This is a genomic window from Rheinheimera sp. D18 (assembly GCF_004345025.1).
Lineage (GTDB): Bacteria > Pseudomonadota > Gammaproteobacteria > Enterobacterales > Alteromonadaceae > Alishewanella > Alishewanella metallidurans.
In genome coordinates, this window is sequence record NZ_CP037745.1 from 68,777 (window position 1) to 89,438 (window position 20,662).

The 20,662-nt window shown below is 44.6% G+C and carries 17 protein-coding genes; 9 read left to right on the forward strand and 8 right to left on the reverse strand.

The window, feature by feature from the left end; all coding sequences use genetic code 11:
* Positions 1 to 129: 129 nt before the first annotated feature.
* On the forward strand, positions 130 to 783 hold the full coding sequence (locus E0Z06_RS00335) for a hypothetical protein (RefSeq protein ID WP_132580833.1): 654 nt from the start codon (positions 130 to 132) through the stop codon (positions 781 to 783).
* Between the two features lie 309 nt (positions 784 to 1,092).
* On the opposite strand, the gene E0Z06_RS00340 is transcribed toward E0Z06_RS00335, so the two are convergent.
* From E0Z06_RS00340 to ubiD, 6 genes are all read right to left on the reverse strand, one after another.
* Positions 1,093 to 1,956: a hypothetical protein gene (locus E0Z06_RS00340; RefSeq protein WP_132580835.1), complete on the reverse strand. Its 864-nt coding sequence runs from the start codon at positions 1,954 to 1,956 to the stop codon at positions 1,093 to 1,095.
* 151 nt (positions 1,957 to 2,107) lie between these two features.
* A complete protein-coding gene (locus tag E0Z06_RS00345; protein WP_132580837.1) occupies positions 2,108 to 3,082 on the reverse strand; it encodes a DUF4097 family beta strand repeat-containing protein in 975 nt (324 codons plus the stop codon).
* Positions 3,083 to 3,092: 10 nt separating this feature from the next.
* A complete protein-coding gene (locus tag E0Z06_RS00350) occupies positions 3,093 to 3,596 on the reverse strand; it encodes a hypothetical protein (RefSeq protein WP_132580839.1) in 504 nt (167 codons plus the stop codon).
* The gene (locus E0Z06_RS00355; protein WP_132580841.1) at positions 3,589 to 4,113 is read right to left on the reverse strand and encodes an RNA polymerase sigma factor; all 525 of its coding nucleotides are present in this window, start codon (positions 4,111 to 4,113) and stop codon (positions 3,589 to 3,591) included. Before E0Z06_RS00355 ends, E0Z06_RS00350 begins: the two co-directional genes overlap by 8 nt.
* A 134-nt stretch (positions 4,114 to 4,247) precedes the next feature.
* Positions 4,248 to 4,955 carry an NAD(P)H-flavin reductase gene (gene fre, locus E0Z06_RS00360; RefSeq protein WP_132580843.1) on the reverse strand — a complete coding sequence of 236 codons (708 nt, stop codon included), beginning with the start codon at positions 4,953 to 4,955 and terminating at the stop codon, positions 4,248 to 4,250.
* A gap of 121 nt (positions 4,956 to 5,076) precedes the next feature.
* A complete protein-coding gene (gene ubiD, locus E0Z06_RS00365) occupies positions 5,077 to 6,558 on the reverse strand; it encodes a 4-hydroxy-3-polyprenylbenzoate decarboxylase (RefSeq protein WP_132586608.1) in 1,482 nt (493 codons plus the stop codon).
* 298 nt (positions 6,559 to 6,856) lie between these two features.
* On the opposite strand from ubiD, the gene E0Z06_RS00370 reads away from it, so the two are divergent.
* The 4 genes from E0Z06_RS00370 to E0Z06_RS00385 all read left to right on the forward strand — a co-directional run bounded on the left by E0Z06_RS00370 (position 6,857) and on the right by E0Z06_RS00385 (position 12,076).
* Positions 6,857 to 7,630, forward strand: coding sequence for an EAL domain-containing protein (locus E0Z06_RS00370; protein WP_132580845.1), 774 nt, complete (start codon positions 6,857 to 6,859; stop codon positions 7,628 to 7,630).
* A 92-nt stretch (positions 7,631 to 7,722) separates the two neighbouring features.
* Complete coding sequence (locus E0Z06_RS00375; RefSeq protein WP_132580847.1) at positions 7,723 to 8,883, forward strand: cystathionine beta-lyase; 1,161 nt, start codon at positions 7,723 to 7,725, stop codon at positions 8,881 to 8,883.
* A 142-nt stretch (positions 8,884 to 9,025) separates the two neighbouring features.
* The gene (locus E0Z06_RS00380; protein WP_165907358.1) at positions 9,026 to 10,714 is read left to right on the forward strand and encodes a DUF1800 domain-containing protein; all 1,689 of its coding nucleotides are present in this window, start codon (positions 9,026 to 9,028) and stop codon (positions 10,712 to 10,714) included.
* 12 nt (positions 10,715 to 10,726) lie between these two features.
* Positions 10,727 to 12,076, forward strand: a complete 1,350-nt coding sequence (locus E0Z06_RS00385) for a DUF1501 domain-containing protein (protein ID WP_132580851.1) — start codon at positions 10,727 to 10,729, stop codon at positions 12,074 to 12,076.
* 7 nt (positions 12,077 to 12,083) lie between these two features.
* Here E0Z06_RS00385 and E0Z06_RS00390 read toward each other — a convergent pair whose 3' ends face one another.
* Together E0Z06_RS00390 and E0Z06_RS00395 are read right to left on the reverse strand one after the other, a co-directional pair.
* Complete coding sequence (locus E0Z06_RS00390) at positions 12,084 to 12,794, reverse strand: VC0807 family protein (protein ID WP_132580853.1); 711 nt, start codon at positions 12,792 to 12,794, stop codon at positions 12,084 to 12,086.
* Between the two features lie 70 nt (positions 12,795 to 12,864).
* A complete protein-coding gene (locus tag E0Z06_RS00395) occupies positions 12,865 to 13,605 on the reverse strand; it encodes a LytTR family DNA-binding domain-containing protein (protein ID WP_132580855.1) in 741 nt (246 codons plus the stop codon).
* Positions 13,606 to 13,939: 334 nt separating this feature from the next.
* On the opposite strand from E0Z06_RS00395, the gene E0Z06_RS00400 reads away from it, so the two are divergent.
* The 4 genes from E0Z06_RS00400 (at position 13,940) to E0Z06_RS00415 (ending at position 20,622) form a co-directional block, all read left to right on the forward strand.
* Positions 13,940 to 16,450 (forward strand): TonB-dependent receptor, encoded by a 2,511-nt coding sequence (locus tag E0Z06_RS00400; RefSeq protein WP_132580857.1) that lies wholly within the window; start codon positions 13,940 to 13,942, stop codon positions 16,448 to 16,450.
* Positions 16,451 to 16,609: 159 nt separating this feature from the next.
* Positions 16,610 to 19,240, forward strand: a complete 2,631-nt coding sequence (gene ppc / locus E0Z06_RS00405; RefSeq protein WP_132580859.1) for a phosphoenolpyruvate carboxylase — start codon at positions 16,610 to 16,612, stop codon at positions 19,238 to 19,240.
* A gap of 28 nt (positions 19,241 to 19,268) precedes the next feature.
* Positions 19,269 to 19,559 (forward strand): hypothetical protein, encoded by a 291-nt coding sequence (locus E0Z06_RS00410; protein ID WP_132580861.1) that lies wholly within the window; start codon positions 19,269 to 19,271, stop codon positions 19,557 to 19,559.
* A 19-nt stretch (positions 19,560 to 19,578) separates the two neighbouring features.
* Positions 19,579 to 20,622 (forward strand): mechanosensitive ion channel family protein, encoded by a 1,044-nt coding sequence (locus E0Z06_RS00415; protein ID WP_132580863.1) that lies wholly within the window; start codon positions 19,579 to 19,581, stop codon positions 20,620 to 20,622.
* Positions 20,623 to 20,662: the final 40 nt, after the last annotated feature.

Sequence of the window (20,662 nt, forward strand, 5' to 3'; positions counted from 1 at the left end):
GTAATCTCACCCTGGGCGGCAGAGTTTGCAAACTGCCATGGTTGCTCATCGTCTGTTTCATTTGAAACTGCTGCTGAACAAGCTGCCCTTGAATGGAAAAATTCAAAGTCTAAAGTTTACGTTTTTAATATGGCTCAAGCGCAAATTAAGGCCTACGATACTGACTTGGAAGTAATGCCCGATGGAAGCACCTTTGCAACCCTTATTGAAAAAGCTGTGGATACAGATACTCAAAGCAAATTCAACACCTTGGCCAGTGCATATAGTACAGTAGCAGCGGATGCTCAAAACCCTCAATATATCCCCTCAGATATTGCACCGAGCGCTTATAGATTAGTCAAAGCATCCTATGTCGTGAATAACGTAAAAAATTATTACAACAATAATCAATCATTTAGAACAAAAACGGCAAACTATGTTGCTGCTGCATTTGCTCTTTCAGGAAGACTGATAGATATTAATTTAACTATTAAAGTCTTTTTTGCGGATGGCTCTGAGGCTGTTTTTGAACTTACAGGTATTGGCCAAAACGGTGAGCTAGATTTAGAGCTAGTATCAGCCAAAGACATTGACAATAACGATATCCCCCTAACAAAAGAAGGTTACGAAACCGGCGGTGAATACAGTTTTGCTCGAGGAGGGCAAAATGCTATTGAAGAATTCCTTAGTGCTGCAGCAAGAGCTGGCGTTCCTATCACTACAGGTAGTAGTGGAACAGGTTTCAAACAAAAGATGGTTTGCGACAGCAACGGTCGATGCACTATAATTCTTTCTCCTCTGTAAAGCATATGTTAGCCGTACTCTGTAAACTGAGAACGGCTAACAAATACAAAATTCTTTATACGCTTTTATTATTCCATTGATGAAGTCTATATTCATAACGTGAAATTATAAAAATGCAGCACAAAACACTGATTGTTGATAGATATCTAAATGATAACCACGAACTTTAATTAGGGTTTTATGCTGCATGATAAACGTGACCCATTCTGTAAATTTAATAAAGCGTAATAAGTGTAAATTGTACGTATTAATTTCTATTCTTATGAAGAGGGGGAATGATACATCTATTATCCTAGCGTGTAATAATAATTAGATTTGAACCTGAATCTGAACAGCTCCTAAGCTAAAGTCGGTAGAAAGTTGCTGAGCTGATTGCTTAGTATCCTCAATCAGCGAGCTGATCTCGGCCAGTTGTTTTTCGGTATCTTTATCGCCTTTAGGCAGCATGGCTTTTAGCATATTAAACAGTGACTGTAATTCTCTGACGGCATCTTGCAGCAGCCGTTGATCAGCTTGGCGTTGCTGTTGTTCTATTTTACTATCTGCCTCCGGTGTTGGTTGCTGTAAATTTGCGGCTTTGTCTGCGGTTTCTGTTTCTGCGTTGCTATCTTCAACGGCTTCAGCTTCATCAGATAAAGCTGACTCTACTTTGGGTTCGGTTGGTACATCAACTACGGGAACGCTTGCATCTGCTGTTGCTGTATTTTCCATATTATCAGGGTGCGCTGTAAATGACATATCGGATGCTGAGCTACTGGCTGTCCCTCCTTCTTGCAAATCTTTAGCTGCCCCTTTTAATTCACCAGCCAGCTGTTTTAACTCTCGTATAAGGGCTTTAGATGCCATACTACCAAACATCATCAGCATTTTTTTTAGCTGATCAATGCGCATTTTAACCTCAGCAACGCGTTCGCGAGCTCTAGCTTTTTTAGCTTGCTGTTGCTGATCCATACTGGATCTTACCGCCTTAGATAAAGCCAACTTTGAACGAGCAACTTCGCTCAGACTTACCTGGACAGATTCATTGTTTTTTGGCATGGCTTCCGCATGGCCGCGCTGCTCAGGCTGTTGCGAAGTGCTATTAGCAGCTTTATTGCCTGCCTTATAAGCCTGCAATATGCGATTAGTTGGAATAGATGAAACCATAACTGATAGCCAGATAAATGTTTTCACTGTTATCGGCAAGAATGGATAAAACTTAAGCATTGGTAGGAAAACACTGAATAAGCGTTAAATGTTCAGAGCCAGTGTTAAAAAATGCTGCAAATAACAAAGGCCACTTTCGCAGCCTTTGGATAATAAAAATGTTATTAATTAGCGCGGCTTATAACTTCTTCAGCTCTATATCACCGCTTACTGTGCTTAGTTCCACGCTGCCATCACCATTGCCTAATGTGAATTGCAGGCTACGCGCTGGGCCGTATTTTGCTTTACTGGCTTTGTCGCTGCTTAGTTTGTTGTCTATACTGCCACCAGCAGAGGCTTTAATATTGATGCGGGCGCTGGCATTGTTATCCAGTTCTAATTTAATATCACCACTTACGCTGCTGCCACTGACATGTGGATTGGCTGAGCCTGTTAATTTGGCGCCAACTTCACCGTTTACGGTGTTTAACTTTAGGTGTTTAGTGCCATTTAACTCTAATTCGGCATCGCCGTTTACGGTGCTGACACTTACTTCTTCAGCGCGGCTTTTAACCTTAATTTTGCCGTTAACTACGTCATAGCTCAGACGCCCGCTGGAGCCTTCGTCGTTAATTGTGCCGTTAATTGAGCTTAGCTCTACCGTGCCGCTGGCATTTTTGATTTTAATTTCGCCATTTACTGTGCTTAGTTTTACACTATTGCGTAAGTCAAAAGCTGTAATATCACCGTTTACCATACTAATTTGGCTGCTGCCGTGAATATTATTTACGGTAACATCGCCGTTTACGCTTTTAAATTCAATGCTGCTGCCTGTTGGCACAGCAAAGTCTAGTTTTGCGCTGTTGGCGTGGTCTTGCCCGTTGTAATTAACCTGGCGTGGTATAGTCATTTCAAAGCGGGTAAAGCCTCCTTTGCTATCCAGAGTGTAGCCAGTGGCATTTTCATCTAGTTTACCGCTGGCTTTAAACTGGCTATTACTTACGGCATTAATCGTTATTTCACCGCTCATCACTTCTATATAAATTTTTTCGTTAGCACTTACCGCTCGGCTTTCATTTACAGCTATACGGGTATCAGCTAAGGCCAGTTGACTAAACCCTAACAACATTAAACTGACAAGGTTAAAGGCCCAAATTTTTTTAATTGTATTCATGTATTATCTCCTAACTTATTATTAAAGGCTGTTGTACTGTCGCCTGTTGCAGGTAAGACAGCTGTTGTTGATATAAACGTTGTAACTGTGCTAACAGCAGCGGTTCATCTGGATAAAATGTTAACGCTTGGCGTACTTGGGTTATTGCTTGATCCCATACCCGTATTTGTTGTTGCCAGTTATCAAAGCCTTCAGCTACGGCCACTATCTGACTTAGCTGGGTAGCTTTTTGTTGTTCATATTGCTGCAGTAAAATTAGTTCTGCAGTAGGCATAGCCGCTGTAATGGTTGTATTGGGTGATAGGGCTTGCCAACCAAATACACTCAGTAGCCCCAGCATGGCGGCAATCCCCCAATATCCGCGTGTGGATTTAATGGTATTTGGCGGTTGCGCTATGGTTTGTGGGGGTTGTGCTATTTCAAGCTGAGCGGCGATATCTGGCCATAAATCACGTTGTACGGCTATGTGCGCTGCTAGCTTGCTAATGGCGTTATCAAGTTGTTGATCATTCATCTGCTAACCACTCCTGTAACAACTGTCTGGCTCTGAAATATTGTGCTTTAGACGTACCTTCGGCTATACCCAGCAAGGTGGCTATTTCTTGGTGCCGATAACCTTCCAAAGCAAACAAGACAAATACGGCTCGGGCCTGTGTGGGCAAGCGTTGTATGGCTTGTTCTAGCGGAGCCATTTCACTGCTGCACATTGTTGCTTGCTCAGCCAGCTCCGGTTGCTCGTCATTGCTGTCCGTTAAGCGCAGGTATTTTTCTTGGCGCCAGATATTAATAGCGGTGCGGGTGGCAATACTGTGTAGCCAAGTAGCGAAACTGCTATCACCACGGAATTCTGCTAGTTGCTGCCATGCCTTAATAAAAATATCCTGACAGGCATCTTCAGCTTTTTGCTTGTTGGCTAGTAAGCGCCAGCAAATAGCGTAAACCCGGCCGATATACTGCTGGTACAGGTAGTAAAAGGCTTGTTTGTCACCTTTTTGCGCAGCTGTAACTGCCTGCGCAATATCCATTGCCATAAACGCCCTTAATTACCCAAGTTATTGTATGAACTGTCAGGTTAGTCGGCAGGATAAAGCGAAAGGTTTAAACGTAGTTAAGTTTTTTTATTATCGGATAATCTGGCTGCGTCATGGCAACCAGTTAAATGAGGCTAAATATACGCAAAAGCATCACAAAACATATTCTCTCGTTTTGCGCCTTGTTGTAAAAAAGCGTCTCGCACTACGCCCGCCATGGCAAAGGGGCCGGCAATATAAATGTCATACTCAGCTAAGGAGGCAAAATCGTCTAACACCGCTTGGTGCACTAAGCCGGTTCTGCCTTGCCATTCTGGGGTTGAATGCTGTATGACGGGAATAAACTGATAGAGTTGATTGGTGCTGGCCCATTGCTGCATTTCTGGATGATGATACAGCGCTTCAACATCACGTACGCCCCAATAAGCAAAAACCGGGCGCTGAATATTCTGTTTAGCGAGCGTTTGGGCAATGCTATAAATATACGAAAACCCCGTGCCACCGGCTAATAAAATGAGTGGCCGTTTACTATCGGTACGTAGTTGAGCATCGCCTAAACCAATTTCTGCTAATACCGGCTGCTTAGCGGCAAATAATTGTTGTAAGTGGGCAAGGGCTTGGCTAGAAAAGTTATCGACCACTGCTGCACCAATATGTAGCTCAATTTGCTGGCTACCGGCGTGGCTGGCAATAGAAAAGGGGCGTTTATCGTCGGCGGTTAAGCATAGCTGTAAGTACTGACCACTTTGATAGCTTATTGGTGTTGTTGGCGTTAATAGCACGCGGTTAACCGTGGGCGTTAAAGGTTCAATGGCATCAATAGTACAGGCAATAATGGTCATAGTGCTCTCAGAAAAATTAAACGTTGTTTCAGGTTATTAAATATAGTTAACCGCAATTAGATGTTATAGCGCTTAAATTTAAGGCCAGCAACAGTAGGTAAAATGCCGCTACTGGCCTAGTTTAAGGTTGTTCAGGTAGTGTAATACCCAAAGTATGCCAAATATCATCGACGCGCTGTTTAACTGCTGGGTCCATAACAATGGGCTCGCCCCATTCGCGGTTGGTTTCGCCTGGCCATTTATTAGTGGCATCCATACCCATTTTAGAGCCTAAGCCCGAAACGGGTGAGGCAAAGTCTAGATAGTCTATGGGAGTATTTTCTACCAAGGTGGTATCGCGTGCTGGGTCCATACGGGTGGTAATGGCCCAGATCACATCTTGCCAATCACGGGCATTAATATCGTCATCGCAAACAATCACAAATTTGGTATACATAAACTGGCGCAAATACGACCATACGCCCATCATTACGCGCTTAGCATGGCCTGGGTATTGCTTTTTCATGGTTACGATTGCTAACCGATACGAGCAGCCTTCGGGCGGTAGGTAAAAGTCGGTAATTTCTGGAAACTGCTTTTGCAGTATGGGTACAAATACTTCGTTTAATGCCACGCCTAAAATAGCGGGTTCATCTGGTGGTCGACCGGTATAGGTGCTGTGGTAAATAGGGTTTTTACGTTGGGTGAGGTGCGTAACAGTAAATACCGGGAAGCTATCTACTTCATTGTAATAGCCGGTGTGGTCGCCATAAGGGCCTTCTGGCGCCATTTCGCCGGGTTCAATGTAGCCTTCTAGCACAAACTCTGCACTGGCTGGCACTTGCAAGTCGTTGCTAATGCATTTTACCACTTCGGTATTATCACCACGCAATAAACCAGCAAAGCCATATTCGGATAGTGTATCCGGCACAGGTGTTACAGCGCCTAAAATGGTTGCCGGGTCAGCACCTAACGCCACAGACACCGGGTAGTTTTGCCCTGGGTTGGCTTTTTGAAACTCATAAAAATCCAGTGCGCCGCCACGGTGCGATAACCAGCGCATAATTAGTTTGTTTTTACCTAATAATTGTTGGCGATAGATGCCCAAATTTTGTCGTTCTTTGTGTGGGCCGCGAGTAACCGTTAGGCCCCAGGTAATCAGTGGTGCTGCGTCGCCGGGCCAGCACGTCATAATAGGTAATTGGGTTAAGTCAACCTGCTCACCGCTTAGCACTATCTCTTGGCATGGCGCTTTTTTAACTTGTTTAGGCGACATATTCAGCACTTGCTTAAAAATAGGCAATTTACTAAAGGCGTCTTTTAAACCTTTAGGAGGCTCAGGTTCTTTTAAAAAGGCCAATAATTTACCGACTTCACGTAGGGCTGACACGTCTTCTTGGCCCATGCCCAGAGCCACACGTTGTGTGGTACCAAACAAATTAGCTAATACTGGCGTTTTAAACCCTTTTGGGTTTTCAAACAAAATAGCCGGGCCGCCAGCGCGTAAGGTGCGGTCAGCAATTTCGGTCATTTCTAATACTGGGTCTACTTCAGCTTTAACACGGATTAGTTCACCGCGCTGTTCTAGCTGGTCGATAAAGTCACGTAAGTCTTTATATTTCATCTTTGCCATCGAGCCATATCGTTATTGCCGGCTATTATACAGCTCTGTGCCACCCTTGCTAGTTTAGCCTGCCTGAGGCTAAGATTATCTGCTAGAGCGGTTGATAGTAGCGACATGTTGTCTAAACCTCGTTATACGCAAACACAAGCCAAAAAGCTCATAATGGATTGCTTGGTGCTGACGCTAGCATATCAAAATTCGCTATAGCGCAGAATGGCAGGGCTTGGTCGAAAAAACTAGTAAGGCGTTATAAAGCGCGTTAAAGTCGGATAATAATTAGACAGAACTATTACTGCCTATGGATTTTCCAGACAGCGTAAAGCAACAAACCTGCAGCGATTGTTTAAGTGGTCAATCACTTGGCTTTCAAATTCGTATGGCGTTTCAGCCTATTATCGATTGGCAAACGAAAAGTATTTTTGGCTACGAAGCGCTAGTTCGAGGCCCTGAAGGTGAGGGCGCGGGTTGGGTGTTTCAGCGTATTAATGACAGCAATAAATATTATTTTGATCAAGCGTGTCGTGTAAAAGCAATAGAAACGGCAGCGAGGCTCAATTGCAGCACGTTTTTAAATATTAACTTTTTGCCTAATGCCGTGTACAACCCAGAAACTTGTATTAAGGCAACAATTGAAGCGGCTGATTTATATGGTTTTGACTTAACAAAACTTATTTTTGAAGTGACCGAAGGCGAGCAAATTCCAGATAAGGCGCATTTAAATCGTATTTTTCGTAGTTATGCTAAACGTGGTTTTCAAACGGCGATAGATGACTACGGCTCAGGTTTTGCCACGCTAGATTGGCTAATTGAACTACGGCCGCACATTTTAAAATTAGATATGGAATTAATTCGTAATATTGAACAACATCCTGCTAAGCAATACATCGTGCAACAAACCCTGGCTCAGTGCGAATTACAGGGAACAACGGTATTAGCTGAGGGGATAGAAAGCCGTGCAGAGCTAGATTACTTAGCGTCGGTTGGTATTGGATATTTTCAAGGTTACTATTTTGCCAAACCACAGCTTGAGCAGCTAGTAACAATAAATGACGTGTATGGTCTTGCCAGCTAAGGTTACTTAGCAGCAGACAGCCCTAGTTGAATATGGCAGTATAGCGGCAAAGTTAAGACGTCTAGAAGCCTGTCGCTGGCCTGAGGATAACCATGAAACGAGACACCCGCATAATACACGCCGGACGCAGTAAGCAATATACAGGAAACGTAGTTAATCCGCCGGTGGTGCGGGCTTCTACTATCGTATTTGATACTTTTGCCCAACTGAAACATGCTAGCCTTAATCGAGCAAATCGGGTTGCATTTTATGGGCGGCGTGGCACCAACACCCATTTTGCGCTGCAGCAGGCAATATGCGAGCTAGAAGGTGGTGCTGGTTGTGCGCTTTATCCCTGCGGTGCAGCGGCGATTAGCGGTGCGTTATTGGCCTTTTTAAAAAGTGGCGATCATTTACTGATGGTTGATAGTACTTATGAGCCCAGTCGCTCATTAGCCGATAAGGTATTAGCAGGCTTGGGCATAGAAACAACCTATTATGACCCGCATATAGGCGCTGGTATCGCCAGCCTAATTAAGCCCAATACTAAAGTTATTTTTCTGGAATCCCCAGGTTCATTAACTTTTGAAATGCAGGATATTCCGGCAATTTGTGCAGTAGCAAAGCGGCATAACGTCGTTACTATTTTAGATAACACCTGGGCTTCCCCGATTTTATGTCAGCCATTTACATTGGGTGTTGATGTGTCGGTGCAGTCGGCAACTAAATATATTGTTGGCCACTCAGATGTGATGTTAGGCACGGCTAGTGCCAACGAGCAACACTGGCCGCAGCTACGTGAACACAGCTATTTGCTCGGCTACTGTGCATCAGCCGATGATGCCTATACCGCATTACGAGGTTTACGCACACTGGCGGTGCGGTTGCGGCAACATGAACAAAGTTCGCTAACCGTGGCTGGCTGGTTAACGCAAAGGCCAGAAGTAGAAACCGTTTTACACCCGGCCTTAGCGTCGCATCCTGGGCATAGCTTATTTAAGCGTGATTTTACTGGTAGTAATGGCTTATTTGCCTTTGTATTAAAGCAGGCAAATCAGGCACAGATAGAGGCATTTATTGAAGGAATGAGCCATTTTAAAATGGGTTTTTCCTGGGGTGGTTATGAAAGCTTAATTACTGCAACCATGGATGTACAGCAATTACGTACAGCAACAGCTTGGCCATATAGTGGCCCGCTTATTCGTTTGCATATTGGTTTGGAAGATGTAGACGATTTAATTACTGATTTGGCAGCAGCCTTTAGCCGACTATAATAACCGCAGTGCTAAGCCGTAACATTAGAGCAAGTTTAGGCATTGAGCTGCATTTGCGGCCTTTTTATGCTAACTAGGTTTTATACCATGCTAGACTTAGTTCTGCCGTTAATTAAAATTTAAGGCATAGGTGATGAGGTATATGCAAAAAGGGTTTGTGATGAGAGGGTTGTTACTTGCAGCAGTATTAATGCTAACGGCTTGTGGTGGCACAGATACGGCTGAGCCAGTTTCAACCACTAAGCCGCCAATAGAGATACCCGATCCGCCGAAGAAGCCCGTTCCGCCCGTATCAACTAATATTCTTACGCCAAACCAAGCCGCACGACTGTTGCAACAAGCTACCTTTGGGCCGGCACTAGCCGATATAGAACATGCGACAACCCTCACTGCCGAGCAATGGCTAGATGAGCAATTGGCAATGCCAGCCACCTTACATACGCCAAACGCGCCAGACGTTGTTGGCAAAAGCCATGTTTCACAGTATACCCGCGTAGAGGGATGGCTGAATATTGCTTTACGTAAGCCAGATCAGCTGCGCCAACGTATGGCCTTTGCCCTTAGCGAAATAATAGTCGTCTCAAGATATCATCCAAATTTAGAAACACAGCCACTGGCACTGATTAACTATTACGACATCTTGGTAGAGCATGCATTTGGCAATTACCGTGATTTGCTAGAAAACGTCGCTAAATCGCCGGTAATGGGCGTTTATCTTAGCCATATGGGAAACGAAAAACCTGATCCAGAACGAAATATTCGTTCAGATGAAAACTTTGCCCGAGAAATACTGCAGTTATTTAGTATTGGCCTTGTCGATTTACATGACAACGGTACGCCCATGTTAGATCAAAGCGGTCAGACGATACCCAGTTATGAGCAAAACACCATTGAAGCCTTTGCCCGCGTGTTTACCGGCTGGAGCAGCGACAGTCCGTACTGGAATGTTAGTAAAAAAGACTATTTTAAACCCATGCTGGCGTTTGACAAGCACCATGACACCGCAGAAAAACGTTTGTTAAACAACCAAGTTTTACCGGCAAACCAAACGGCACAACAAGATTTAACTGATGCACTAGATAATATATTCGCCCATAAAAATATTGGCCCTTTTATTAGTAAACAGCTTATTCAGCGCTTAGTAACGTCTAATCCCTCTACTGACTATGTAGCGCGGGTTAGCCAAGTATTTAATGATAACGGTGAGGGAGTAAAGGGTGATTTAGCTGCTGTTGCTAAAGCTATTTTATTAGATGAAGAAGCACGACAAGAGCCGAAATATCAACAGCAAAGCTTTGGTAAACTACGAGAGCCGTTGTTAAAAACGACGCATTTATGGCGTGCGTTAGATGCTAACTCTACCAGTGGTCGTTTTAATGCTTATACTATCGAAAGCACTCACGGGCAAGCGCCCCAGCAAGCCGATTCAGTGTTTAACTTTTTTCGACCAGATTATACGCCTAATGGTCAGTTGCAAGAGCTTGGTTTGAGTGCGCCTGAAGCACAAATATTGACTGATGATTTGTTAATAGAAATGCAAAATTTCTTTCATTCGGCAATTAATCTCAGTATTAAAGGCCAAGTCACTAAAGCCAATGAATATGCTATGTTGCTAGACTTTAGCGTACCGGCTAAGTTATTAACCGACCAAGGTACAATAGCGTTGCTTGATAGATACAGCTTATTGTTTTTTGCTGGCGAAATGCCAATAGCATTACGTGAGGTACTTAGTAGTGTCGATGAGAGATTACACGAGTTAAATGCCGAGCAGCGTGCTGCGGCCTTATTGTATTTGGTGTTTATTTCGCCTGATTACGCAGTGCAGCTTTAACGGAGATCTGCTATGACATTAAATAGCCGACGCAAATTTCTTTCGCAATGTTTACGTGGTGGCTTGGGTGTTGCAGCGTTATCAGCATTGCAAATGCGTTTTATGCAATCAGTGTTAGCGGCTGAACAACAGCCTTTTAATGATTACAAAGCGTTAGTATGTATATTTTTGTCTGGTGGTAACGACTCGCTTAACATGTTAATACCGCAATCAGGTGAAAGTTTACAGTTTTACCAACAGGCTAGGCAACAGTTAGCGATATCGGGCGCACTAGCGCTGCAGCCTAAGCATAGCGTTGATGATGGTATTGCGCTGCACCCATCGCTGGCGCCCTTATTACCCTATTTTGAGCAGCGCAATCTGGCCATAGTGTCTGCTGTTGGTAGCTTGGTGCAGCCAATAACAAAAGCTGAATATTTGTCAGCGAGTGCAGTAAAGCCGCAACATTTGTTTTCGCACAATGATCAGCAAAATACTTGGATGCGCGGTCGAGAGCCAGAAATTGTCAGCCATGGCTGGGGCGGACAAATGTTGGAGCTGTTATACCAGCAACCCGATTTTGCCAGTTGCATTAGTTTAGCCGGTAGTAATTTGTGGCAAAGCGGCCAAGTAATTAACCCCTTTGGCCTTACCAGTGCCGGTGTACCAGAGTTGCAGGCGAGCCGACGATCTGACGTACGGTCTAATGTGATACGCCAAGCGGCGCAGACGTTGATGGGGTCGCCGCAACATGTGTTAGGCCAATATTATGGCAAAATAAATGAAAACGCTGTTGAGCGCAGTATTGTAATGCGCCAAGCTTTGCAGCAAGCACCTGAATTTAGCGAGTTATTTCCAAGTGGAAATACTTTGGCTGCACAACTGCGCAAAGTAGCACAACTTATTAGTGCTAAAGAAAACTTAGAGGTTAAGCGGCAGGTGTTTTTTGTTCGTATGGGCGGTTTTGATACCCATGGCGATCAACTAAAGCTACATCCGGCGCTGCTAGCAAAAGTTGCCGAAGCTATGGTGGGTTTTCAGCAGGCATTAGAAGCCAGCGGTAATAGTAATAATGTGACCAGTTTTACTATGTCTGATTTTGGCCGCACGCTTAGTACAAACGGCAACGGTACTGATCATGGTTGGGCTGGCCATCAACTGGTTATGGGCGGTGCGGTAAAGGGCGGCGATATATACGGCGCAGTGCCGCAACAACGACTTGGCGGTGATAGAGACGTCGGCGCCGGCCGTATTATTCCTAATTTTGCCAATGAACAGTATTTTGCTACCTTGGCGCAGTGGTTTGGCTTAACCACCGCGCAAAGTTTACAACTGTTTCCTAATCTAGCGAATTTTAATCAAACCAACCTAGCGTTTGTATGATAAGCCTTTATTGCAAAATAAACTCATCAAGCGGTTTGGTAGTAAGTTTACTTATTTGGCGAAACATATAAATAATAGCGCCAAATAACATCACCATACTAGGTAGCACAATAATCGGATAGCTTAACCACGTCATGCGCCCTAGCTCTTCAGCGTAGGCCGTTGTGCCGGGTTGGCTAACCACAATAGCTTTAGCCAGCACGTAGTTTAATACCGCCGACATAAAAAAAGATGCGGCGACAATATAACCCGCTTTGGCCATACGACGTTCAAACTCAGCGCTGTTATTTTGCGTTGCCAAGGCTTGATACAACTTATCGGTATCCAGTAGCTCCGGGTTGATTAGAAGTTTTTTTACAAACGGGAACCGTGTGTATTGGCTAGCAAGTACAATAATGCCAATTAACGCCGGAATAAGTGCTTCTTTAATCGCAATGTAAGCTGGGTCTAATTGCAATAAACTTATGCCACCGGTCAGTAATACGCTAACAATACCTAGTACTGAGAAAAAATTTACTTTTCCAGACTGCTTTAATTCCCATACACCAAATAGCAGTGGAAACGCCAATGCTACGACTACCGAGCCAACGGGGCCAAGCATGTCTTCACCGCTAAAGCGGCTAAGAATAATCGCGGGTATAATTACGTTAAGTAGTAAATTACTAAAAAAACCTGATTTTTTTGGCTTTTTGGTTACGGTTTCTGGCTGCGCTGACATAAAGGCATAGTTCCTTAGCTGGATATCTGCAGTATAACAAGGAAGCGTATTTTGCTTAAGGTTTTACTGCTCACGATAACTGACCAAATAACTCTGCCAATGCCGCACGGTTGCGTCGAGACATCGTCAGCACAGTACCGCATTTTAAAACAACATCGGCATCGCCTTTGTCACCAGGTCGCAGCTCAACGATATCGCTTTTACGTACAATGCTCGATCGGTGGATGCGAGCAAACACGGCTGGGTCGAGTTTTTTCTCAATTGCCGCCATTGTATCGCGCAACAAATAGTTTTTTTGTTGTGGATACACATGAATATCCACGTAATTACCCGCACTACTAATCCAGCTAATATCGCTTACTTCTACTATGCGTAGCCGGCCCGGATCGCGAATTGTCAGGCGGCTTACGTATTCTGAAGCGGTGTCGTTGGGTTGATTATTGCTTAGGCGATGAATGATTTTACTGCAAGCTTTAAGTAAAGCCTGCTGAAAACGCTCTGGGCTAAAGGGCTTAAGTAAATAATCGACCGCGCTTAACTCAAAGGCGTTTACGGCGTACTCAGCATAAGCACTGCAAAAGATCACAGCGGGTTTTTTGGTGAGTTGCTTAAACACACTTAAACCGTCTAGCCCCGGCATTTGTATGTCAAGAAACACAATATCAGGCTGATGCAGCTCTGCTAAACGCAATGCATCGGTACCGTTATCGGCTTCTGCCGTTATTTCAAATTGCTGCTGTTGGCTCAACAGGTATTTAATGCCAGCCCTGGCTAAAGGTTCGTCGTCCACTATTAAACAGCTTAGTTTCATATCCGACTCAAAGTAATTCAAACTCACAACGCAGAGTGGCGCTATATGTGCGGTTAAGTTTTGGATTTGGCTTAGGTATAACCAAAGCGGGGCCGTATTCTAGCAAACTTAGACCAAAGCGAATAGCTTTTACCATCAGTTATGTATGTATAGCTGAGGTATTTAACAAATAAATACAGTTTTACTGCTGAAATCAGCTGTCCCCCGTTTTATCACAGCATTAGCCGCACTGACGTATTTGTGATGGATTTACGTTGAAAACACTCGTAGCGTCAGCGACGAAAAATCCATAACAACGATATTCGTCCACACAAAGGTGTCTAAGAGGAACAATATGCAAAAGTCTTTTGTTAGCAATGCCGTACGCATTGCGGTGCTTGCGGCACCGATTGCCACACTGGGTTTCACTACAACTGCTCGCGCGCAGGAAGAAACCGCCAAAGTAGAACGCATTGAGGTTACGGGCTCACGCATTCAGCGTCAGGATATGGAAACCGCATCGCCCGTTACGGTTATTGATGCTGCGGCGATTCGCATTGAGGGCTTCACCTCAGTTGATCAGTTACTGCAAGCACAAACCTCAATGGCCGGTGCTGCTGTTGGCTCTACTACCAATAATGGTGCTGATGGTGTAGCGCAAGTTGATTTACGCGGTATGGGCTCACAGCGCACGTTAGTGCTGTTAAATGGCCGTCGTATGGTGAACTCAGGTTCAGGTGCCGATAGTGCGGTAGACTTAAATGCCATACCCGTTGCTATGATTGCGCGGGTTGAAATACTAAAAGATGGTGCATCTGCGGTATATGGCTCTGACGCTATTGCTGGCGTGGTAAACATTATTACCAAAAAAGATTTTGATGGTATTCAGTTAGACTTAAATGGCAGCAGCACCGACAAAGGTGATGGCGAAACGGGAGAAGTTAGTGCGTTATATGGTTTTAGCACTAAGCGTGGTAATTATACCTTAGGTGCGGCGTTCTCGCAGCGCGAAGGTGTTATTCAGTCGGATCGTGATTGGACTGAAGTGGGTGATAGCTCATTTATACCTACTGGCAGCTTGGGCGGTAAGGTACAAAATGTCGATGGTGAGTGGGTAGCTCGCGGAGCAGGTTATGACTTCACCAAAGATAGCTGGTATCAAACACCAAGCAAGCGTTATAGCCTGTTTGCAAACGCGGTACAGGAATTTGATAGCGATTTAGTGTTTACTGCTGATGTGTTGTACACCAAGCGTAAATCTGATCAACAGTTAGCCCCACAGCCAGGTGATATTATGCTGGGTGTTTGCGGTGAGCCAGGTGTTGATGCCGTTAATTGTATTGGTTTAACACCAGCAATGGTTGCCGGTGGCATAGCGGCTGATAATACCGGACGAGTAAACTATCGCCGTCGTACTAACGACGTTGGCGCCCGTGTTTATCAGCAAGATACCGATACGTTACGTTTATCAGCAGGTTTGGCCGGTGAGCTAAATGTACATACTGGTATGAACTGGGATCTGTCTTACACCTACGGTAAAAATAAAGCTGATACCTCAGTTGCGAACTCGATAAACGCCGTAAAAATGGAAAACTCTATTTACGCTAATCAAGCCGCATGGTTTAGCGGCGCACCGCTAACAGGCGCCATTATTAACGATATTGGTTATTTAGAGCAGGCTGACGGTGGCAACGCACAGCATATTGCTGCTGCTGTTCTAAGCGGTGACTTATTTGATTTAGAAGCTGGCGCCGTAGGTTTTGCTATTGGTGCAGAATATCGTCGCGATAGTGGTTTCTTCAATCCAGATCCGGTTATCGTTGCGGGTGAAGGTACAGCGGCGCAGCAAGACCCAACTAACGGTAGCTACAATGTTGTATCGTTTTATCAAGAGGTTAGTGTACCTTTTAGCGATAAATTAACCGGTGAATTTGCGCTGCGTTTTGATGATTACTCTACGTTCGGCAAAGCCAGTACTTGGAAAGTGGGTTTATCCTACAAAGCGAATGACGAACTAATGCTGCGTGCAGTAGCAGCAACAGGTTTTCGCGCACCTAACGTAAGTGAGCTATACGGTGGTAATACCGGTTCTTACGATTATTTAGACGACCCATGGGGTAATGAGCAAGATCCACAAATCTTGGTAAATTACACCTCTGATAGCAATATTAAGCCTGAAGAATCTGAATCATTTACTGCTGGTTTTGTGTTATCACCAGCGCAAATTGAAGGCTTGTCGATGACAGTCGACTACTGGCGGTTCAAAGTCACTAATGCGATAACGCGCTTAGATGCACAAGCCGGTTTAGATAACTGTTTTGCTGGCGATGTTACTGCCTGTGAAACATTTAGTATTACATTAGCGGGTGACTTGTCTAACTTTACTAATCCACTTACTAACGTGGGTAGCCAAGATACCAGTGGTATTGATGTTAACTTTGCTTACCGTTTTGATGGCTTAGGTTTAACCTGGAATATCAATAACGATACAACGTGGTTGTTAGAATTTAAGCAAGACGGTATCGATTATACTAATACTATTGATGGTAACTACGGTGGTTATGCTGAACTGCGTAATAACTTTAGTATTCAAGCTGGCCAAGGCGATTGGAGTGTAACTTACTTTAACCGTTATATTGGTAAAACAGATTATTTGGCAGACGGTTCAAGAATTGATGCCAAGTTATACCATAACGTATCAGCAAACTATTTTATCTCTGACGGTTTCAGTGTATCAGCCGGCGTGAAAAATCTAGCGGATGAAAAACCATCTTTCGTTGCTAATGGTAGCGATGGCGGCACTGTACCAGAAGTATTTGATACTATTGGTCGTCAAATCTTTGCTGGCGTAAGTTACAAGTTTTAATTTAGTTATTAGCTAAAAACAAAAACCGCGATTATCGCGGTTTTTTGTTTTTGTACGTTTATTCTTCGTAATATCGTTATCTCTGTTGTAATAAAGCAGTATTGAGTACCAGTAAATAACGCGTTAGTGTGGAGAAAATTTCACAACTAAGGCACAGATATGGATCATTATGCAGCGTTACGGGCCAACGTAAGTTTATTAGGTACTAAACTTGGCGAAACTATTCGTGGCCAGCTTGGTAATGCAGTGCTAGAGCGGGTAGAGCAAATTCGTTTGTTATCTAAAGCTGGGCGTCAAGGCGAAGAACTACAAGCCGAGCAATTAAAGCAGGTGCTGCGTAGTTTAACGGACGACGAATTATTGCCGGTAGCGCGCGCATTTGCGCAATTTTTAAATTTAGCTAACCTAGCGGAGCAACACTACACCATTAGCCGTATTGGCCAAGCCAGTATTGAGAAACCCGAACCTTTGCAAGAGCTGTTTAGTTTACTAGACAGTAAGCAGTTAAATAGCGCAGCGGTAGAGCAAGCCGCCGCCAACTTATCTATTGAGTTAGTGTTAACCGCACATCCTACCGAGGTGTCGCGGCGTACGTTAATTCATAAACTCACCGAGATTGCCGGCTGTCTAAGCGAGTTAGAGCAAGATTTAACGACGCAACAGCAGCAAAAAGTTGAAGTGCGCTTAAGCGAGCTTATTGCCCAAGCTTGGCACACTAATGAAATACGCGAGCAGCGACCAACGCCGGTTGATGAAGCAAAGTCGGGTTTTGCTGTTATTGAAGCATCACTATGGTATGCGGTGCCAGATTTTTTACGTGAACTGGATACCAAGTTAATTGATGCAACTGGAACAGGTTTAGCACTTGATGCGGCGCCAGTGAAGTTTTCATCGTGGATGGGCGGGGATCGTGACGGTAATCCTTTTGTTACCGCCAAAGTAACACGTCAAGTATTGCTACTTAGCCGGTGGAAAGCCGCCGATTTATTTGCGCAGGATATTGATTTACTTAGTAGTGAATTGTCGATGCATCAGGCGAATGATGCTCTGCGAGCTGTCATTGGCGATGTCAGTGAGCCTTATCGTTTGCTATTAAATAAGCTGCGCACAGGCTTGCTGCAAACCCGAGATTGGTTAACAGAAGCGTTAAAACATGACCGCTTGCAGCGCCCGCAAGATTTAATTTGGCATAATCAGCAATTACTGACGCCACTGTTGCTGTGTCATCAATCGTTGTTAGATTGCAACATGGCTGTAATAGCCAATGGCAAATTGCTGGATACCATACGTCGTGCCTATGCTTTTGGTTTAACGTTGTTAAAACTAGATATTCGCCAAGACGCTGACCGGCATGCGCAGGTATTTAGTGAACTGACCAAATACCTTGGCTTGGGGGATTATGCCGCTTGGGATGAAGCTGCACGCCAAGCGTTTTTATTAACTGAGCTGGCTAATCGCCGGCCGTTGTTCCCGACAACATGGCAGCCGTCGGCTGAGGTGCAAGAGGTGTTAGATACCTGCGCTACCATCGCTCATCATGGTAGTGAAGCGCTAAGCACCTATGTTATTTCTATGGCGGGTAAACCGTCCGACGTATTGGCCGTGCAGTTGCTGTTAAAAGAAGCAGACGTTAGTTTCAGCATGCCAGTAGCACCCTTGTTTGAAACCTTAAATGATTTACAACATGCACCAGATTGTATGCGTAAGTTGCTGAGTATTGACTGGTATCGCGGTTATATTAACGGCAAACAAGAAGTGATGATTGGCTACTCTGACTCGGCAAAAGATGCCGGCGTGTTTGCGGCTGCATGGGCCCAATACAGTGCGCAAGAAGCGCTAGTAGCCATTTGTCAGCAAGCTAACGTGCGGCTTACGTTATTTCATGGTCGTGGCGGCACTATTGGTCGTGGCGGTGGCCCAGCGCACGCGGCTATTTTATCGCAACCGCCCGGTTCCTTAGCCGGTGGGCTTAGGGTAACTGAGCAGGGTGAAATGATCCGCTTTAAGTTTGGTTTACCTAAGTTGGCCGAACGCAGTTTAGCGCTGTACGCCAGTGCAGTGTTAGAAGGAATGTTGCTACCACCACCAGTACCAAAGCAAAGCTGGCGCGATTTTATGCAGCAGCTGGCCGATGATTCCTGCGAGGCGTATCGTGCGGTGGTGCGACATAATAAAGATTTTGTGTCTTATTTTCGTGCTGCTACACCTGAGCAAGAGCTGGGCCAATTACCATTAGGTAGTCGGCCAGCCAAGCGTAACCCTACTGGAGGCGTTGAAAGCCTGCGTGCTATTCCGTGGATTTTTGCTTGGTCGCAAAACCGCTTAATGCTGCCGGCTTGGCTTGGCGCTGGTAGTGCGCTAGCAAAGGCGGTACAACAAAATAAAACCGCTTTACTAGATGAAATGCAGCAACAGTGGCCGTTTTTTGCTACCCGAATGTCAATGCTAGAAATGGTGTACGTAAAAGCCGATGCCGAAATTGCGGCCTATTACGATAAAATACTGGTCGGCGCTGAGCTAAAACACCTAGGCGAAAGCCTGCGGCAACAGTTAGCGACGGATCGAGAGTTACTGCTGCAGTTAATTCATAGCGAAACGTTAATGGTAAAAGAAAGTTGGATCCGCGAATCTATTATATTGCGTAATACTTATATCGACCCGTTACATATTTTACAGGTTGAATTGTTGCATCGGGTACGGCACCAGCCGGAGCGGGTAAACCCGATGATTAGCCGTGCACTAATGGTGACTATTGCCGGTATTGCCGCAGGCATGCGAAATTCGGGCTAGTATAAGTGTGTTTTAATAAGGAGTGAGTATGACGTGTCGGCTAGCTAGGCGCGCAATAGTGCAGTTAGTAGTCGTGTTGCTATGTTGCATAAGCTTTACAACTATTGCGGCAGAAGTAGAGCCAGTTGCTAAGCCGATATCAATCGTAAACATGCCGCAAGATCAAGCGATAGCGGCTCGTTTATTAGCCATTACCAAAGCTATTGCTGGCCTAGAGCAAGTTGAAGTAAAAGTAGAAGCTGGTGTGCTAAGTCTTAGTGGTGAAGTTGCCAATGCACAACTAAGCCGAGATGTTGAAAAAATAGCCAATAGCCAATAGGCTAGAGGGCGTTGTATATGTGCAAAATAATTTGCAAGAACAATTAGCCGTTCGCTCTCGGCTTACCCCTGCTAGTGAAAAGCTTCAAGAGATACTAAATAAAGCGCTGCAAATGTTGCCGCTATTCTTATTGGCGTTAATCGTTGTTGTTGCTTTTGCCCAACTTGGCGCTTGGCTAACAAGACGCAGTGCTTGGTTGCGGCGGCTTGGGTTTAGTGAGTTAGCGTCAAACTTAGGCATGCGCTTTGTTCGCTTAGTCATTACGGGTATTGGCGTGTTAATTGCGTTAGAGCTGCTAGACGCGACTGCATTAGTTAGTGCCGCCTTGGGTATTGCCGGGGTAATTGGTATCGCCCTTGGCTTTGCGTTTCGCAATATTGTCGAAAACTATTTAGCTGGAGTATTATTAAGAACTCGAAACCCATTTGCCGTGGGAGACCAAATTCAGGTTGGCGATTTCATCGGTAGTGTGGTTCGACTTACGTCACGTGACACAGTATTAATGACGTTTGACGGTAACCATTTACGCATTCCCAATAGCGACATTATCACTTCAGCACTGACTAACTTTTCACGCAACCCATTACGTCGTTTTGGCTTTAATGTCGGTGTTTCGGTGGAGCTAGATTTAATTAAAGTACGCCAGCTAGGCATTGCGACACTTACCAAGATGACGGGTATTTTAACTGATCCGGCGCCGCGCTGTTTAGTGGCAGAGTTAGGCGATAGTGCGGTGTCACTACAGTTTTTTGCTTGGATAAATCAGACTGATACCTACTTTTTAAAAGCCCGAAGTGAAGCTATTCGTTTAGTAAAATCAGCATTTGATGACGCAGGCATTGAAATGCCTGAGCCTATTTATCGTATTCATATAGCTGAAAATTTGAGCGCTAATACACAACCCAAACCTATTGCTAACCCTGCTATGAGTGCAGCGATGGCTGACGTTACCAATCATGCCGAGGTTGATGTTAGCACCGACGAAACTATTCCTGAACAATTAGCCGCAGATTTAGAAAGCTCGAATGAAGAAAATTTATTAACTAAAAAGCCTAAACAGTAATAATCAATTTAGGCTTTATGCTGACTATAAGATTGCTTTA

What these genes read in the sequence shown, in the direction of transcription:
- E0Z06_RS00335 (WP_132580833.1), top strand. Translation starts at nt 130, where the DNA reads ATGGCTCAAGCGCAAATTAAGGCCTACGATACTGACTTGGAAGTAATG.
- E0Z06_RS00345 (WP_132580837.1), bottom strand. Translation starts at nt 3,082, where the DNA reads ATGAATACAATTAAAAAAATTTGGGCCTTTAACCTTGTCAGTTTAATG.
- E0Z06_RS00350 (WP_132580839.1), bottom strand. Translation starts at nt 3,596, where the DNA reads ATGAATGATCAACAACTTGATAACGCCATTAGCAAGCTAGCAGCGCAC.
- E0Z06_RS00355 (WP_132580841.1), bottom strand. Translation starts at nt 4,113, where the DNA reads ATGGCAATGGATATTGCGCAGGCAGTTACAGCTGCGCAAAAAGGTGAC.
- fre (WP_132580843.1), bottom strand. Translation starts at nt 4,955, where the DNA reads ATGACCATTATTGCCTGTACTATTGATGCCATTGAACCTTTAACGCCC.
- ubiD (WP_132586608.1), bottom strand. Translation starts at nt 6,558, where the DNA reads ATGAAATATAAAGACTTACGTGACTTTATCGACCAGCTAGAACAGCGC.
- E0Z06_RS00370 (WP_132580845.1), top strand. Translation starts at nt 6,857, where the DNA reads ATGGATTTTCCAGACAGCGTAAAGCAACAAACCTGCAGCGATTGTTTA.
- E0Z06_RS00375 (WP_132580847.1), top strand. Translation starts at nt 7,723, where the DNA reads ATGAAACGAGACACCCGCATAATACACGCCGGACGCAGTAAGCAATAT.
- E0Z06_RS00380 (WP_165907358.1), top strand. Translation starts at nt 9,026, where the DNA reads ATGCAAAAAGGGTTTGTGATGAGAGGGTTGTTACTTGCAGCAGTATTA.
- E0Z06_RS00385 (WP_132580851.1), top strand. Translation starts at nt 10,727, where the DNA reads ATGACATTAAATAGCCGACGCAAATTTCTTTCGCAATGTTTACGTGGT.
- E0Z06_RS00390 (WP_132580853.1), bottom strand. Translation starts at nt 12,794, where the DNA reads ATGTCAGCGCAGCCAGAAACCGTAACCAAAAAGCCAAAAAAATCAGGT.
- E0Z06_RS00395 (WP_132580855.1), bottom strand. Translation starts at nt 13,605, where the DNA reads ATGAAACTAAGCTGTTTAATAGTGGACGACGAACCTTTAGCCAGGGCT.
- E0Z06_RS00400 (WP_132580857.1), top strand. Translation starts at nt 13,940, where the DNA reads ATGCAAAAGTCTTTTGTTAGCAATGCCGTACGCATTGCGGTGCTTGCG.
- ppc (WP_132580859.1), top strand. Translation starts at nt 16,610, where the DNA reads ATGGATCATTATGCAGCGTTACGGGCCAACGTAAGTTTATTAGGTACT.
- E0Z06_RS00410 (WP_132580861.1), top strand. Translation starts at nt 19,269, where the DNA reads ATGACGTGTCGGCTAGCTAGGCGCGCAATAGTGCAGTTAGTAGTCGTG.